The organism is Nocardia sp. NPDC050717 (assembly GCF_040654275.1).
Lineage (GTDB): Bacteria > Actinomycetota > Actinomycetes > Mycobacteriales > Mycobacteriaceae > Nocardia.
The window spans coordinates 413,817-428,122 of the sequence record NZ_JBFAHR010000003.1 but is presented as its reverse complement, the minus strand read 5'-3'; the positions used below and the strand labels follow the sequence as shown (position 1 = coordinate 428,122).

Sequence of the window (14,306 nt, the reverse complement as noted above, 5' to 3'; positions counted from 1 at the left end):
TCGAGATCGTACGCACGAAGGCCCGTTTCCCCCTGGGAGGCGGGCCTTCGTCGTTCCCTCGGCTACCACGGAAGTGGTGTCATCTTTGATACCATGATGCGGTGGCCTGGACGATGCGGCTGACAGCCGAAGAAGAGGCGGCGCTGGCGGCGCAAGCCGACGATGAGGGCCGCTCCAAGAACGAGATCATGCGCGACGCGCTACGCGCCTATCTGCTGCGGAACCGCACATGGGACACACCGCTGCTGACCGACGATGACACCTTCGACCTCGGCGGCCCGATCAGCAAGGACGACATCCACGATGCGATGAATCGCTCCGCATGATCGTCGTCGCCGATACTTCCGGACTGCTCGCCCTGTTCAACCGCACCGATCCGGAGCATTTCGCGGTGCGTCGAGCGGCCGATTCGGCGAGCGCGCTGGTGGTCAGTCCGATGGCATTGACGGAAGTCCACCATGTCGCCAGCGTTCGCGCGGGTCGCAAGGTCGCCGATCGCATTCTCGATCTGCTCGCCGAGCGCATCGGATCCACTCGTATCGTGCTGGCGCAGGTTGATGCGCTCCAACTCGCGGCGGCGGTCAAGATTCGCGCCATGTACGACGGTCTCGACCTCGACCTGGTCGACGCTGTGTGCGTTGCCCTGGCGGCCGAGTTCGACACCGACGCGATCCTCACGCTGGACCGCAGGGACTTCCGGGCGCTCCGTCCGCTGAATGGTTTTCCGGCGTTTCGGCTGTTTCCCGACGACGCCGAGGAGCCGGCCGTCAGCCGGTGAAGGCGTAAGGGTGGCGGATCTTTCGGGCGAATTCGACGATGTTGGTGACGGTGGTGCCGGAGACGCCCACCTCGGCGCCGATGCTGCGGGCAGACCAGGACTGGTCGGTGAGTTCGAGGATTTCCTCGATCTGATCGAGGGTCAGGCGCAGGGGGCTGCGGTGGGCGATCTGGCGGGCCAGGGCGCGGACCTCGTTGTCGTCGTCGAAGTCGTAGTCGTCGAGGTCTTCGGGCTCGACGGGCTCGTCCTCGACGAGGTCGCTTGATTCGATCTTCCGCAGCGGCTTCTTCGGCGCGGGCTTGGCCAGGGGCTGCTCGGCTGTCATCGGCTGAGCCTGCGTGATCGGCTCGCTCGGCGCGGATTCGGTCTCCGGGCGCTGGTGCGAGCCGGAATCCGGTTCGTTGTTCGTCAGCGGTGATTCCGGTGCGAGCGTCGTCGCGGGCTGGGAATCCTGGCCGGATCCTGCGGGTTCGTTGCCCGCGACCGATGCGGGATCGGTGTCGCGTCGGGCAGGTTCGTCGACCGATGCCGGTGTGGAATCACTGAGTTCGCGCTCGCGGGCAGGCGCGGGCTCGACGTCGAGTTCCGCGGTGAGGGTGAGCTGTTCGGGCTCGTCGGCCTCGGGCTGTGGATCGTTGTGCACCACTGGGGATGCCGCGGTGTCGCCGTTGCGGTCACGGGCGACGGAGCCGGCGTGCGCCGTCGCCTCGGGAACCGGGTCGGTACCGCTGGCCGCGTCCGCAGTGGCCTGCGCGCCGGCCGTGACCGGTATTCGCCGCACGGTGGGGGCGGCGCCGTTCGCGCGGGCGTAGTCGCCGTTGCGCCGGTGCTCGGCGGCGGCCTTGTGGATCAGCTCCAGCGTGCCGGGCACGGCCGCTTTGTCGACCGAGGCCCGGCGCCCGACCGCGAGCTTGCGCTCGACCTTCGCGGCCACCACGACCTCATCGGCAGGCAGATCGGTCGACGAAACTGTTTCCGCCGCCACGTGATCCGAACCGGCTTCGGCATTCGCCCGAACCGTATCGCGGACCGCGCTGTCGGCGACAGTACGGGAGCCGTCATTTGTCGAGTCCATGCCGAGTACATCGGGCACGCCGGCGCTGGCGTCCACCTCGGACAGGGCCGCCGTGGCGTCCATGCCGGCCGAGGCTGCTACGCCATTCGCGCCGGTGGTGGCAGCATCAGCGGTATCGGCTGCAATGCCGTTGGTGCCGGTCGTGACGGCGTCGGTGGTACCGGCTGCGGTGCCGTTCGTGTGGGAGGTGGCTGCAGGGGTGGGGCCGGTTGCTGCGGCGCTGATCGTCTCATGCGCGCCGACGGTGCCTGCCATGGTCGGGTCGACACCACCGATGACAGCAGGCGCGGAGCCAGTCGCGACGTCCGCCAAGTCGGTCGGCGACTCGTACGCACCGGGAGCGCCCTTCGGGATCGCGGTGTCGACCTGGACGACTGCCGTGCCGCCTGCGTGCTCCGTGCGCGGGCGAGGCTCGGCGGCAGGCGAATTCACCTCGGCTGCGGTCGATGCCGCGAGGTGGCTGAATCCGTTGCGCGCGCTCTCGTCGGTGTGTGCCGGCGATCCGGCCGCGACGCGCTCGGGTTGCGGGGCGCGCACTCCGGTGGAGGCGAGCGGAGTACCGACCGCCTCGGATGTCGGCACATCGCGGTGATGGGCGTTGACGCCGGAAATCTGATGCGCGGCCGAGGCCGCGGCAGTCGCGGGCTCAGCGGCCACCTGCTCAGTCGGCGCGTAACTCGGCGATGCGGTCATTGCCGAAAGCCTGTGGTCGCGAACGGAACCCGGTTCGCGCACGGTGCCGGCATCCGAGACCTGTTCCGACCGAGCGAAACTCGTGCCCACTTCCCCGGGTAGCTCCACCGAGGCGCTCTCGATGAGCAGGGCGTAACGCGCGGAGACCCAGGCGTGCAACCAGATCACGACGCCGACCATGACGGGCGCGATCGAGTATTCGGCCGCGCGGCCCCAGGCGCCGGCGGCCAGGTGGGGGCCGGCGTTGAGGGCGACGGTGGTGCCGAGGAGGGCGAGTTCGAAGACGAGGACCTTGCCGCGTTCGAGTTCGCGGCCCCAGCGGGCGGCGGTGGTGGCGGCGACCATGATCGTGATGATCGGGATCGAGATCATCGCCTCGATCCCGAAACTGAGCCAGTACAGCGGGTCGCTCATGTCCCCGCTCGGCACGAGGTTGTGCTGCACGTTCACCCCGGCCCACACCATGCCGAGGACGACGACGCCGATCAGCGCCCGCGACGACCACTCCGCGCGCCGGTAGAGCTGAGCGAGCCGGGCGTCGGCGCTGGAGACCCGGCGGCGCGCGGCCAGCGCCTTGCGGTGCCAGCGCGCGTCGGCCTCGTCGGTGCGGCGGATGAGTGCCCCGGTGCGCCGGTCCCGCTGCTCGGCGGCGAGTTCGTCGGCGACGGCGCGGCGGCGCTGCTTGCGGCGCTGCGCGCGAATCCATTCGGCGAGTTCACGTTCGGCGCGGATCTCGGAGTCGGAGAGCGCGTCGTAGAGGGCGGTGTCGTGCTGGAGGGGGAGCTTGCCGCGCGCGGTCGCGACCTGCTGCGCGAGTGCCGTGATCTCGGTGTTCGGCGTGCTGACGGCATCATCGATCGACCGCTCGTCGGACATCTGGCGCCTTCCGGTCACTCGAACATATGGACTATCGAACATATGTGTGATTGCCAGAGAGCGTAAACGCCGACCGGTCGCCGGTCAACGACAACGGCGGATCACACCGGTGCCGACGGCCCGGCGTGACGGCGTGTCCAGGGCGAACGTCGCGTCCGCCTACTCGCGCGAATCGGGCCCGGTGATCCGCCGCTCGTAGTCCGCGCGCGCCGACGAAGAGGCAACGGCGGCGACCTGATTCGGCACGGTGCGGCGCAGGACGAGATCGCGCGCACGCTGGGGAAGCAGGCCGGCCAGCCGCAGCAGCGGACCGACCTGCGCGGGCAGGACGACCTCGAAGCGCGGTCGTTCGACGACGGCGAGCACGGCGCGGGCAACATCGGCGGGCTGCAGGAGTTTCGCGGCGCCGGTGGCGGTTCCGGCCGCGAGTTCGGTGTCGACCACGCCCGGCATGATCGCGGTCAGTTCGACGCCGCTGCCGCGCAGTTCCTCGCGCACGCCGGTCAGGTAGCCGAGGACGCCGTGTTTGGTGGCGGCGTAGGTGGATTCCCCGGCGGGCGAGACCTTGGCCGCGATCGAGGCGATGGTGACGATGTGCCCACGTCCGCGCGTGCGCATCGCCGGCGCGGCCAGCCGCACGCCACGGATCACCCCGTGCAGATTCACCGCGAGCATTCGCGTCGTCGCGGTGTCGGGCTCGGTGTCGAACGAGCCGACCCACATCACCCCGGCATTGTTGACCAGCACATCGATCGGCCCGAGCAGCGCCTCGGTGGTGGCGAGGAAGTCGTGGAAGGACCGCTCGTCGGTGACGTCGAGTTCGCACCCGTGCACCGTTCCCGGCAGTTCCCGCGCGGTCGTGCGCGCCGCCGTCCCGGACAGGTCGCCGACGCAGACCCGGGCGCCCGCCTCGGCGAACTGCCGCGCGATCTCGCGGCCGATGCCCGTGGCGCCACCGGTGACAGCGACGACCAGCCCGGCATGGGTGCGTTTCATCGGCGAAGCCTTTCGATGCAGCGGGAACACGCTTTCTGACATGTCGTCATGTCAGAAATTTCCGCCTAGTATTCCACGCAGTCGCACAGAAGGACAGGCGTCGATGACAGAGGATTCCGCCGATCGTCCGGCGGGTCGGCGGTATTCGGGCCGCACCACCGCGGAGCGCGTCGAGCAGCGCCGCGCGGCCCTGCTCGCCGCCGCGCTCGACCTGTTCGGCACCCAGGGGTACGCGGCGGGTTCGGTGAAGCAGCTGTGCGGCATCGCCGGGCTCACCGAGCGCTACTTCTACGAATCCTTCCGCGACCGCGAGGCCTGCCTGTCGGCCCTCTACGACGAGCTCACCGCGGCCCTGCGCGAGCGCACACTGGCCGCGCTGCGGACGACCGCTCGGGATCTGGACGACCTGATCGCCGCGGGCCTGGCCGCGTTCATCGGCTACCTGACCGAGGACCCGCGGCGGGCCAGGGTGGTGCTGATCGAGGTGGTCGGCGTGTCGGCGCGGATGGAGCAACGCAGGCACGGCGTGCTGCGCGACTACGCCGAGCTGGTGGCGGGCCTGTGGGCGACGGCCCGCGCCGAGCCGCTGTCCGAACACGGCCGTCTGACCTGCGTCACCGTGGTCGGGGGCGTCAACCACCTGCTGGTCGACTGGCTGATGGACGGTCGCGCGACCGAGCCGGACGACCTCGTCGAGGTCTGCGCCGGTGTCTTCGCCGCCGTCCGGGCCACCGATCCGGCCCTGGCCGAGGAGCGCTGACTCAGCGCAGCGCGGTGTGCCAGACGATCGCCGCGGCGAGCGCGCCCGCGCCGTTGAGCGACCAGTGCAGGGCGATGGGGGCGAGCAGGCTGCCGCTGCGCCTGCGCAACCAGGTGAAGACGACGCCCGCGGCGGCGGTGGCCGCGACGGCCAGCGCGATGCCGACGATCTGGCCGAGCAGCCCGCCGCCGACGATGCCGGACAGCCCGGCATTGCCGCTGGTCAGCCCGAGGGACGAGGCGATGTGCCAGAGCCCGAACAGCAGCGAGCCCGCCGCGAACAGCCCGCGCACCCCGAGCACCCGATCGAGGGTGCCGTGCAGGACGCCGCGGAAGGCGAGTTCCTCGGGGATGACGGTCTGCAACGGGATGACGATCATCGACGCGATCAGCGCGCCGGAGATGGTGGCATAGCGGTCAGCGAGGAAGAACGGCCTGGTCACCGGCAGCAGCGCGCCGATCGCGACGGCGGTGAGCACGATGCCGACCGCGCCCACCGCGTACATCGTCCCGCGTCGCCAGTGCCGGGGCGACAGGCCGAGTTCGGCCCAGCCGAGCCCGCGTTTGCGCATCAGCGCCAGCAGCGCGAAGGCCGCGATCGGCACGGTGACGATATTGGCCCAGGCGGTGGTGAAATGCGCGATCAGATTGGTCCCGGCCAGCACGACGACGACCACTGCGATGTCGATATACGCGTGCAGCTTGGGCCGGGGCGCGGTGACGGGGACGGACACCCGACCGAGTGTACGGAATTATCACGAAATGGAAACGGCCGGGTGAATGGCTGGTCCGGGTGGGAAACCGGCCGCCACCGGCCCGGCGGGCCAGCGATCAAGATCGATCGGAACCGGCGGGCTGTGAGGTATCCGACCATCCGGCGTGATCCGTCCACGCCTGCAATTCGCGCCGCGTCTCGAATCGGCGCGGTTCCCCGCTGAGCGGATCGGTGAATTCGAGCGAGGCGGCGAGCAACTGCAGCGGCCTGCGGTAATCGTCGACGGATTTGTCGGTGAGCACCGGATAGAAGTCGTCGCCGAGAATCGGCACTCCGAGACTGTTCATGTGCAGTCGCAGCTGATGGGTCCGGCCGGTGTGCGGTCGCAGCCGGTACCGGCCGAGTCCGTCGCGGTGCTCGATCAGTTCCACCTCGGTCTCGGCGTTGGGCTCGCCGTCCACCTCGTAGGCGGCCAGCACCTGCTTCTCCTTGACGATCCGGCTGCGCACCACGCGCGGCAGCTCCAGCGCCGGATCGTAGGGCGCGACGGCCTCGTACTCCTTGCGCACGGTCCGGCGGTGGAACATCGTCTGATAGGCCCCGCGCGCGGCCGGATTCACCACGAACAGCACCAGCCCGGCGGTCACCCGGTCGAGCCGGTGGGCCGGGATCAGGTCGGGCAGGTCGAGCTCGCGGCGCAACCGCACCAGCGCGGTCTGCAGGATGTGCTGACCGCGCGGGATCGTCGCCAGGAAGTGTGGTTTGTCGATCACCAGGATGTCGTCGTCGCGATGCACGATCCCGATCTCGAACGGCACCTCCCGCTCGACGGGCAGATCGCGGTGGAACCACACCGCGCCGCCGGGCACGAACGGCGCGTCCGGGGCGAGCGGCCCGTCCAGGTCGACGATCTCGCCCGCGCGCAGCATCTCGTCGATCCGGGCCGGATCGACGCGCGGCAGCCGCTCGACCAGGTGCTCACGCACCGTCGCCCAGTGCCCGTCCTCCGGGAGCCGGAGCCGGGCCGGGTCGAGGCCGTGCCGCTTGGGCAGCGGCGGCTGCTGCCTGCGTCGCATGGCACCAGTCTCGCCGGTTCTCAGCCCGCGCGTTCGGCCAGCCCCGGATAGTCGACGATCAGCCCGGCCGCGTCGTATTCCAGCGTGGCCCGGAAATCGAAGGCCTCGGCGCTGTAGTCATAGCGCTGACCAGCGCCGTCGACGACCCTGCGGTAGTGCTGGGACAACCGGGAGACCGCGAGGTCGGCCGCGCTCACGTAGACCGCGGGCGCGTGCGCGGCGTCACCGACGGCGAGGCGGAGCCGGTGCACGGGCAGCGTGTTGGTGCAGGCCGACGCCTCGAGGTCCACGTCGAGACAGCCGTCGAGCTGCGGCGCGTGCACGCCGTCGACCTGCCAGCGGCCGAGCCCGTCGGAGTGCAGTACCAGCGAGCGCCGGGCATCGGCGTAGCGGCCGGTGATCTGCGCCGAGCGCGTGTGCCAACCGCCGTCGACGCGGAGCCGGTAGTCGACGGCCCAGACGTGACCGTCCTCGATCGCGGTCGCGCACCCTTCGATGATCACTCCGCGCGCGTCGTCGCGGAAATAGGTCACTTCGAATCCGGTGCGCGCCTCGCGATGCACCCAGGCGGCCGAGGCGGGCAGGGGAGTGAACACCCTCGGGGAATTCCCGGAATCGCGCCGGTTAACCGGCGCGCTGATCGAGCACCATCAATTTCGCCTCGACGAGGGTATGTCGCGCCCGGCGGCGCACCCGGCACAGATCCACGCTGCATTCGAGGTGTATCTGCATGGCCCGATGCGCCTGTTCGGGCGTGAGCTTTCCGGGATCGGCCTGACAGTCCGCGATTGTCGAAATTATTGATGTGACAAACATTTTCGTTCTCCCGCCGCTGAAAGTCTCTGAGAGGTAGGGAGAAAATTACGCCCGGATTGTCGCCGCGCCGAGGGGGTTGACCGGCAGTTCACACAACTTTCCCCGGGCAGCCACAACCGCTCAACTTAGGCTAACCTACCTTTGGCGCAATGCCGTGGACAGTCGAGAGGGCGAGAACGTTATGACGGTGCAGGTAGCGCCGCCGCCGGGGGCGGAGTCGGGCAACCGGCCGTCCAAGGCGGCGGCGAAAGCGCGTAAACAACAGGAAGCGCGGGCGCGCAAGGAGATTCTGGCCCCGGTCTCGGGCATGCTGACGATCGCGAGCCTGCTCGTCGCCGTCGCCTCGGTGTGCACCGTCGTGCCGTTCCTGCTGATCGTGCAGGCCTGCCGGGAACTGCTCGAAACCCCGGTGGACACCGACCGGGTGTGGTGGCTGTTCGGCGCGGCCGTCGCGGTGCTCGTCGTGCGCGCGCTGCTGCAGGCAGTGGCACTGACCTGGTCACACGCCCTCGATGCCAACTATCAGCTCACCCTGCGCCGGCTGCTGGCCGACAAACTCACCAGGGTGCCGCTCGGCTGGTTCGGCGAGCGCAGCTCCGGTGAGGTCAAGACCTATCTGCGCGACGACGTGGAGGCCCTGCACTACCTCGTCGCGCACGCCCGGCTGGAGTTCGTCGGCGCGCTGGTGGTTCCGCTGGTCACCCTCGGCTACCTGTTCACCGTCGACTGGCGGCTCACCCTGGTGCTGCTGATCCCGCTGATCGCCTACTTCGTGCTGTTCGGCCGCATCATGGACCGCGACGGCCGCGACCGCCTCGCCGTCTACACCCGCTGGGAGCGGCGCACCGCCGAGGCCACCATCGAATTCGTCGACGGCATCCAGGTGGTGCGCGCGTTCGGTCAGGCGGGCAAGGCGCACACCGAGTTCCAGACCGCCGTCGACGGCCAGGTGGCCGCGGCGCAGCGGCTGAAGATGCCGATCATTCGCGTGCAGTCGGCCTCCGACATCGTGGTGATGCCGGTGTTCGTGATGCTGATCGTGCTCGTCGGTGGGCTGGCCTTCGTCGGCCTCGACTGGGTGAATCCGCTCGACCTGCTGCCGTTCCTGCTGGTGGGCCTCGGTATCGGTAGTTCGCTGCTCGGCCTCGGCTACGGCTCGCAGGCGCTGCGGGCCGGTGGCGCCGCGGCGCTGCGCCTGCACGAACTGCAGCAGACGCCGGAACTCGCCGCCGTCGAGTCCGCGACCCCGGCCACCGGGCAGGGCGGCGTCGTCCGCTTCGACGGTGTCGAATTCGCCTACCGCACCGGCCACGACGTGCTGCGCGGCATCGATCTCGAACTGACACCGGGCACCATCACCGCGCTGGTCGGACCGAGCGGTTCCGGCAAGTCCACGCTGGCCAAGCTGCTGCCCCGCTTCTACGACGTCGGCGCGGGCCGGATCACCATCGACGGCCGCGACATCCGCGAGTTCACCAGCGAAGAGCTCTATCGCACCGTCGGTTTCGTCTTCCAGGACGTGCGCCTGATCCGTGGCTCGATCCGCGAGAACCTGCTGATCGCGCGCCGCGACGCCGACGACGCCGCCCTCGAGCGCGCCTGCCGCGCCGCGCAGATCCACGACCGGATCGCGGCGCTGCCGCGGGGCTACGACTCCGAGATCGGCACCGACGCGGCGCTGTCCGGCGGTGAGGCGCAACGACTCTCGATCGCCCGCGCGCTGCTCGCCGACACCCCGGTGCTCGTGCTCGACGAGGCCACCGCCTTCGCCGATCCCGAGTCCGAGGCGGCGGTGCAGGACGCGCTGGCCGCGCTCGTCGCCGGGCGCACGGTGCTGGTGATCGCGCATCGCCTGCACACCATCACCGAGGTCGACCGGATCCTGGTGCTGGAGAACGGATCCCTGGTGGAGGAGGGCACGCACGCCGACCTGCGGGCCGCCGGTGGCCTGTACCAGCGGCTGTGGGAGATCAACGAGGCCGCGCTCGGCACCCTCGCCCTGGTGGAGGAAACACGATGATTCGCAAGGTTTTTCGCCTCGTCCCCGACGAGCTCACCCCGCTCATCCCGCGGCTGCTCGCCGCCATTGTGGTGCAGGCGCTGTGCCAGGCCATCGCCTATCTGCTGCTGGTGCCGGTGCTGGAGGCGCTGTTCGGTGACGACCTGCGCGGCGCCTGGCTGTGGGCGCTGGGCATGGGCGTCGCGGTGCTCGGCGTGGTGATCTTCGGCTACCTGCAGGCCGTGCTCGGCCTGCGGATCGGGCTGGGGATGCAGCGCTCGCTGCAGACCAGCCTCGGCGACAAGCTCAACGCGCTGCCGCTCGGCTGGTTCGAGGGCCGCGACGCCGGTCCGCTGTCGCGGGTGATGGTCGAGCAGGTGCGCGAGATGCAGGGCCTGATCGCCTACCTGCTCACCAAGGTGCTCACCGGCATCATCGTGCCGCTGGTGGTGGCGTTGGGCATGCTGTTCATCGACTGGCGCGTGGGACTTGCCATGCTGCTGGCCGCCCCGGTGCTGTATCTGGTGAACAACCTCGCCAATCGGGCCTACACCGGCGCCGATGCCCGGCTGCACACCGCCGCGGCCGAGGCCGACTCACGGGTGGTCGAGTTCGCGCAGGCGCAGCCGGTGCTGCGCGCGTTCGGCGCGGTCGGCGCGGGCAACAAGGCACTCGACGGCGCGCTGGTCGCGCAGCGCTCGGCGGTGCGCAAGATGATGGTCGCCACCGTGCCGGGCCTGATCGTGTTCGCGCTGTTCGTGCAGGCCGTGTTCCTGGTGCTCGCCTACCTCGCGGTGGTGCGGGTGACCGACGGCGCGATCTCGGCCGCCGCCGCCATCGCGCTCATCGCGGTGAGTTCGCGCTTCATCGAGCCGGTGAACCAGGCCGCCCAGCTCGGCGCCGCCCTGCGCTCGGCGGCGGCCGCCGCCGACCGGATCACCGGCCTCCTGGCCGAACCGACCCTGCCCACGCCGACCGACCCGGTGACCCCCGGTGCGCCCGCGGTGGTCTTCGACGAGGTGAGCTTCGGCTACCGCCCCGGCGAGCCGGTGCTCGCCGACCTGTCCTTCACCGTCCCGGCCGGTACCACCACGGCCATCGTCGGCCCGAGCGGCGCGGGCAAGACCACGCTGCTGCGCCTGGCCGCCCGCTTCTACGATGTGGACGCGGGCGCGGTCTCGGTCGGCGGACACGATGTGCGCGAACAGCCTTCGGACACCCTGCTCGACCAGCTCTCGCTGGTCTTCCAGAACGTCTACCTGTTCAACCGCTCGGTCGCCGACAACATCCGCATCGGCAAGCCCGACGCCACCGACGCCGAACTGGAGCGCGCCGCTGTGGCCGCCCGGGTCGACGAGATCGTGGAGCGGCTGCCCGACGGCTTCGACACGGCCGTCGGCGAGGGTGGCGCCTCACTGTCCGGTGGTGAGCGGCAACGTGTTTCGATCGCGCGCGCCCTGCTCAAGGACGCCCCGATCGTGTTGCTCGACGAGGCCACCAGCGCGCTCGATCCGCATTCGGAGGCGGTCGTGGTGCGAGGCATCCACGAATTGACCAGGGACAAGACGGTTCTCGTCGTCGCGCACCGGTTGTCGACCATCGCGCACGCCGACCAGATCCTGTTCCTCGACGGCGGCCGCATCGTCGAGCGCGGCACCCACGCGGAGCTGCTGGCGCTGGACGGACGCTACGCCGCGTTCTGGAACGAACGCGAGCGCGCGACCGGCTGGCGGCTGGAGCCCGCTGCCGTCTGAGCACGGTGAACACCCGGCGGCCGCTGTGCGCAGCGGTCGCCGAGTGCGTTCTCAGAAGCCGCGCAGGCGGTCGGGGGTGATCCGGATCGGGGTGGAGTAGGAGGCGAAGAACTCGGCCTCGGTCATCTTGATGTCGACGAAGCCCTGCGTGTATTTGCGCACGTAGTCGGCGATCTCCTCCGTGTCGGCCTGCTCGCCGACCCTGGCCTCGCCCGCGAACACCACGACGTCGCCGCCGGAGTGGGTGCTGTTGAGATTCAGGGCGACGCGCGGTCGCTCGGCGATGTGGCGCAGCCGCTTGGCCGCCGGCTGGGTGAACAGCAGGAACTCGCCCGCACGCCACAGGAACCAGACGGGATTCGGCTGCGGGGTGCCGTCGGCGCCGACGGTGGTCAGCCAGATCACGTGTTCGTCGGCCAGTCGCTTGGCGACCATGGCGCCGAAGGGGGTGCTCTCGTCGAGAACGGACACGGTGTGCTCCTCGTGTGGGTGGGTTCCGGTGACGTTCCGCCGTCCACCATGACGCAGATCCGTCGCGATCGCCACTAACGCGGGACCGGTCCGCCCGTGACGCCGGAATGGGCACGCGCGGCGCGATCCACCGCGTCGAGTTCGCCCAGCAGGAACGGCGCCAGGATGTCGTTGGTGGCCCGCTGGGTGGCCGCCGGTCCACGCGAGCCGCCGATCACCAGCGAAGCCGCGAATCGTGCTGGTGGGGCGAGGAATTGGGCGACATCGGTGAAGCTGTAGTGGTTGGCGTCGCTGAACTCGTAGCGGAAGGCGGGCGCCTCGGCGCGTTCCAGCAGCCCGCGGTTCCCGTCGAGATAGCGCTGGGAATGGCCGGTTTCGGCGCGGTCGCTCTCGAGCAGCAGGACGGGACGGGTGACCGGCCGCGTGAGCGGGGTGCCGTAGAGGGTGCCGTCGAGATTGGCCGCGGCCGTGATCCGCTGGTCGGCGATCGTCGCCGACCACGCGGCGGCGCCACCGAAGGAATGTCCGGCGGCGGTGATCCGGTCGAGGTCGAGGTGGCCGTCGAGTGGGCCGAGCACCTCGGGGCGGTTCAGCTGGTCGAGCACGAAGCGCAGGTCGGCCGTGCGGGTTTCGAGCCGTTCGGTCATGTAGCGATCGCCGTCGGGGTCGTCGGCGGGGATGTTCTCGACGGCCGTGGCGACGGTGCCGTCGGCGAGTTCGGTCACCGCCACCTCGTAGGGGTGGTCGACGGCGAGCACGATGAATCCGCGACTCGCCAGGTCGGCGAGCAGGCCGGAGTAGAAGGCGCGCGGCGCGCCGTAGCCGGGGGAGAAGAGGACGACGGGCCAGCGTTGCTCCGCCGGTGACACCGGAACGCCCGCGGTCGCGTTCGTGTCCGGACTCGGAACGAGGAAGCTCGGAATCCCGGAGATCCGCGCGGGCAGCCTGCCGTATCCGTCCAGGTACACCCACTGCCGACCGGACGCCACGTCGGTCGGATACCACGCCTGCACAACGACATTGCGCCGATCGTCGGCGGCGGTGACCGGTTCGGGTCGCTGCTCGTCGACCCAGCGGAAGATCTCCGAGCCCACGAGGTAGGGCCCTGTCGGCGCGGGCAGTTCCGGGCGCGGCGGCACGGCCCACGGCAGGATCGACAGCGCCGCGAGCACGCCGATCCCGGACCGGAACAGCACCCGGCGCCGGGTACCCGCGGCATCGGTCACCACGAAGGCGAACATCAGCACGATCAGCAGGTACACCGGCCACCAGTGCCAGTAGCCCTCGAGCACCCACACGCCCAGCGCGCCGATGACCAGCACCGGAAGGGCGAACGGCGCCACCCGTCTGCCGACCCGCGGCACGGCGACCAGGGTGCTCGCCAGCGCCACGGCGGCGAGCAGCAACAGGGCATCGATGACGGACACGCTCGCTCGATTCGGTCGGGTCGGCTCCGATGTTCCGACTTGTCCGACCAGCCTGCCGCAGCGCGGGCTACCGGCGCATCAGCCGCGAGGCGCAGTCGCGGTCAGCCTCGGGGGTGATCCCCCCGGCTCACTTCCAGTAGGCCTGCGATTTGATCGCGGTCTTGGGCAGCGCGTGCTGGGTCTTGAGGGTCTTCACGATCGAGCGGGTGGTCTGTCCGCAGCAGGCCACCCAGGCGAACGCGTCGGCGGGGCAGCTCATCTCCTGCGCGGCCTCGCGCAGCAGGCGCCCGTCGTCGACACGCTGCAGCCAGGTGAGCTCGTGGTGCGGTTTGTTGTGCACGGGGATGGTCATGTCCGACTCGTACTGCCACTCCAGCCAGACCCGCGCCGGGGTGTCGCCGATGGCGTCGAGCAGGGAGTTGATGGCAGGCAGCGAGGCGGTGTCGCCGAAGACGACGTACTCGCTCGGGGTCTGCTCGGGGAGCTGGAAGTTGGAGCCGAGCACGGTGGCGTCGAGCAGGTCGCCCGGCTTGGCGCGGACGGCCCAGTCGGCGGCCGGGCCGTTGTGCAGCGCGAAGTCGATGCTGGCGGTGTCGGCTTCGGGGTTCGGGTCGACGAGGGTGTAGCCGCGGTGGTGCAGCTTGTCGCTCTCGGCGTCCGGGATCCAGAGCCGGATCCACTGGGTCGGGTGCACCGGGTGGTCCGCGAGGAGTCCGCCGACGGTGAAGCCGATCCGCACGAACTTGTCGGTGATCTGCTCGTTGGAGGTCACCGTGAGCGTGTAGTCGGCGCCGCCCCAGGCCTTGGTGATGAGCCCATTCAATCCCTTACCCATGCCGTTAGGTTAGCCTAAGGTCACATATTTGTCTGT

14 protein-coding genes are annotated in these 14,306 nt (G+C 70.0%); 6 read left to right on the top strand and 8 right to left on the bottom strand.

The features are described from left to right. Positions 1–101: 101 nt before the first annotated feature. Positions 102–326: a ribbon-helix-helix protein, CopG family gene (locus AB0H56_RS10295; protein ID WP_357160092.1), complete on the top strand. Its 225-nt coding sequence runs from the start codon at positions 102–104 to the stop codon at positions 324–326. Next, complete coding sequence (locus AB0H56_RS10290; protein WP_357160089.1) at positions 323–778, top strand: PIN domain-containing protein; 456 nt, start codon at positions 323–325, stop codon at positions 776–778. Before AB0H56_RS10295 ends, AB0H56_RS10290 begins: the two co-directional genes overlap by 4 nt. Here the strand turns inward: AB0H56_RS10290 and AB0H56_RS10285 are convergent. Together AB0H56_RS10285 and AB0H56_RS10280 are read right to left on the bottom strand one after the other, a co-directional pair. Further along, positions 768–3,422, bottom strand: a complete 2,655-nt coding sequence (locus AB0H56_RS10285; RefSeq protein ID WP_357160086.1) for a hypothetical protein — start codon at positions 3,420–3,422, stop codon at positions 768–770. The two genes, AB0H56_RS10290 and AB0H56_RS10285, sit on opposite strands and share 11 nt — an antisense overlap. A gap of 159 nt (positions 3,423–3,581) precedes the next feature. Continuing rightward, positions 3,582–4,418: an SDR family oxidoreductase gene (locus tag AB0H56_RS10280; RefSeq protein WP_357160083.1), complete on the bottom strand. Its 837-nt coding sequence runs from the start codon at positions 4,416–4,418 to the stop codon at positions 3,582–3,584. A gap of 103 nt (positions 4,419–4,521) precedes the next feature. On the opposite strand from AB0H56_RS10280, the gene AB0H56_RS10275 reads away from it, so the two are divergent. Further along, positions 4,522–5,178, top strand: coding sequence for a TetR/AcrR family transcriptional regulator (locus AB0H56_RS10275; RefSeq protein WP_357160080.1), 657 nt, complete (start codon positions 4,522–4,524; stop codon positions 5,176–5,178). A gap of 1 nt (position 5,179) precedes the next feature. Here the strand turns inward: AB0H56_RS10275 and AB0H56_RS10270 are convergent, their stop codons facing one another. From AB0H56_RS10270 to AB0H56_RS10260, 3 genes are all read right to left on the bottom strand, one after another. Then, positions 5,180–5,911, bottom strand: coding sequence for a CPBP family intramembrane glutamic endopeptidase (locus tag AB0H56_RS10270; RefSeq protein ID WP_357160077.1), 732 nt, complete (start codon positions 5,909–5,911; stop codon positions 5,180–5,182). A gap of 97 nt (positions 5,912–6,008) precedes the next feature. Next, positions 6,009–6,968: an RluA family pseudouridine synthase gene (locus AB0H56_RS10265; RefSeq protein WP_357160074.1), complete on the bottom strand. Its 960-nt coding sequence runs from the start codon at positions 6,966–6,968 to the stop codon at positions 6,009–6,011. 20 nt (positions 6,969–6,988) lie between these two features. Next, on the bottom strand, positions 6,989–7,564 hold the full coding sequence (locus tag AB0H56_RS10260) for a putative glycolipid-binding domain-containing protein (RefSeq protein WP_357160071.1): 576 nt from the start codon (positions 7,562–7,564) through the stop codon (positions 6,989–6,991). Here AB0H56_RS10260 and AB0H56_RS10255 point away from each other — a divergent pair. From AB0H56_RS10255 to AB0H56_RS10245, 3 genes are all read left to right on the top strand, one after another. Further along, positions 7,557–7,772: a hypothetical protein gene (locus AB0H56_RS10255; protein ID WP_357160068.1), complete on the top strand. Its 216-nt coding sequence runs from the start codon at positions 7,557–7,559 to the stop codon at positions 7,770–7,772. The genes AB0H56_RS10260 and AB0H56_RS10255 overlap by 8 nt on opposite strands. Before the next feature lie 193 nt (positions 7,773–7,965). Then, a complete protein-coding gene (locus AB0H56_RS10250) occupies positions 7,966–9,804 on the top strand; it encodes an ABC transporter ATP-binding protein (RefSeq protein ID WP_357160065.1) in 1,839 nt (612 codons plus the stop codon). Next, the gene (locus AB0H56_RS10245) at positions 9,801–11,537 is read left to right on the top strand and encodes an ABC transporter ATP-binding protein (protein WP_357160062.1); all 1,737 of its coding nucleotides are present in this window, start codon (positions 9,801–9,803) and stop codon (positions 11,535–11,537) included. Before AB0H56_RS10250 ends, AB0H56_RS10245 begins: the two co-directional genes overlap by 4 nt. Before the next feature lie 51 nt (positions 11,538–11,588). Here AB0H56_RS10245 and AB0H56_RS10240 read toward each other — a convergent pair whose 3' ends face one another. The 3 genes from AB0H56_RS10240 to AB0H56_RS10230 form a co-directional block, all read right to left on the bottom strand. Then, positions 11,589–12,008: a TIGR03667 family PPOX class F420-dependent oxidoreductase gene (locus AB0H56_RS10240; protein WP_357160059.1), complete on the bottom strand. Its 420-nt coding sequence runs from the start codon at positions 12,006–12,008 to the stop codon at positions 11,589–11,591. Positions 12,009–12,082: 74 nt separating this feature from the next. Further along, positions 12,083–13,435 (bottom strand): hypothetical protein, encoded by a 1,353-nt coding sequence (locus AB0H56_RS10235; protein WP_357160056.1) that lies wholly within the window; start codon positions 13,433–13,435, stop codon positions 12,083–12,085. A gap of 127 nt (positions 13,436–13,562) precedes the next feature. After that, positions 13,563–14,270, bottom strand: coding sequence for a siderophore-interacting protein (locus AB0H56_RS10230; RefSeq protein WP_357160053.1), 708 nt, complete (start codon positions 14,268–14,270; stop codon positions 13,563–13,565). Positions 14,271–14,306 lie beyond the last annotated feature (36 nt).

What these genes read in the sequence shown, in the direction of transcription:
- AB0H56_RS10290 (WP_357160089.1), top strand. Translation starts at nt 323, where the DNA reads ATGATCGTCGTCGCCGATACTTCCGGACTGCTCGCCCTGTTCAACCGC.
- AB0H56_RS10285 (WP_357160086.1), bottom strand. Translation starts at nt 3,422, where the DNA reads ATGTCCGACGAGCGGTCGATCGATGATGCCGTCAGCACGCCGAACACC.
- AB0H56_RS10280 (WP_357160083.1), bottom strand. Translation starts at nt 4,418, where the DNA reads ATGAAACGCACCCATGCCGGGCTGGTCGTCGCTGTCACCGGTGGCGCC.
- AB0H56_RS10275 (WP_357160080.1), top strand. Translation starts at nt 4,522, where the DNA reads ATGACAGAGGATTCCGCCGATCGTCCGGCGGGTCGGCGGTATTCGGGC.
- AB0H56_RS10265 (WP_357160074.1), bottom strand. Translation starts at nt 6,968, where the DNA reads ATGCGACGCAGGCAGCAGCCGCCGCTGCCCAAGCGGCACGGCCTCGAC.
- AB0H56_RS10250 (WP_357160065.1), top strand. Translation starts at nt 7,966, where the DNA reads ATGACGGTGCAGGTAGCGCCGCCGCCGGGGGCGGAGTCGGGCAACCGG.
- AB0H56_RS10245 (WP_357160062.1), top strand. Translation starts at nt 9,801, where the DNA reads ATGATTCGCAAGGTTTTTCGCCTCGTCCCCGACGAGCTCACCCCGCTC.
- AB0H56_RS10230 (WP_357160053.1), bottom strand. Translation starts at nt 14,270, where the DNA reads ATGGGTAAGGGATTGAATGGGCTCATCACCAAGGCCTGGGGCGGCGCC.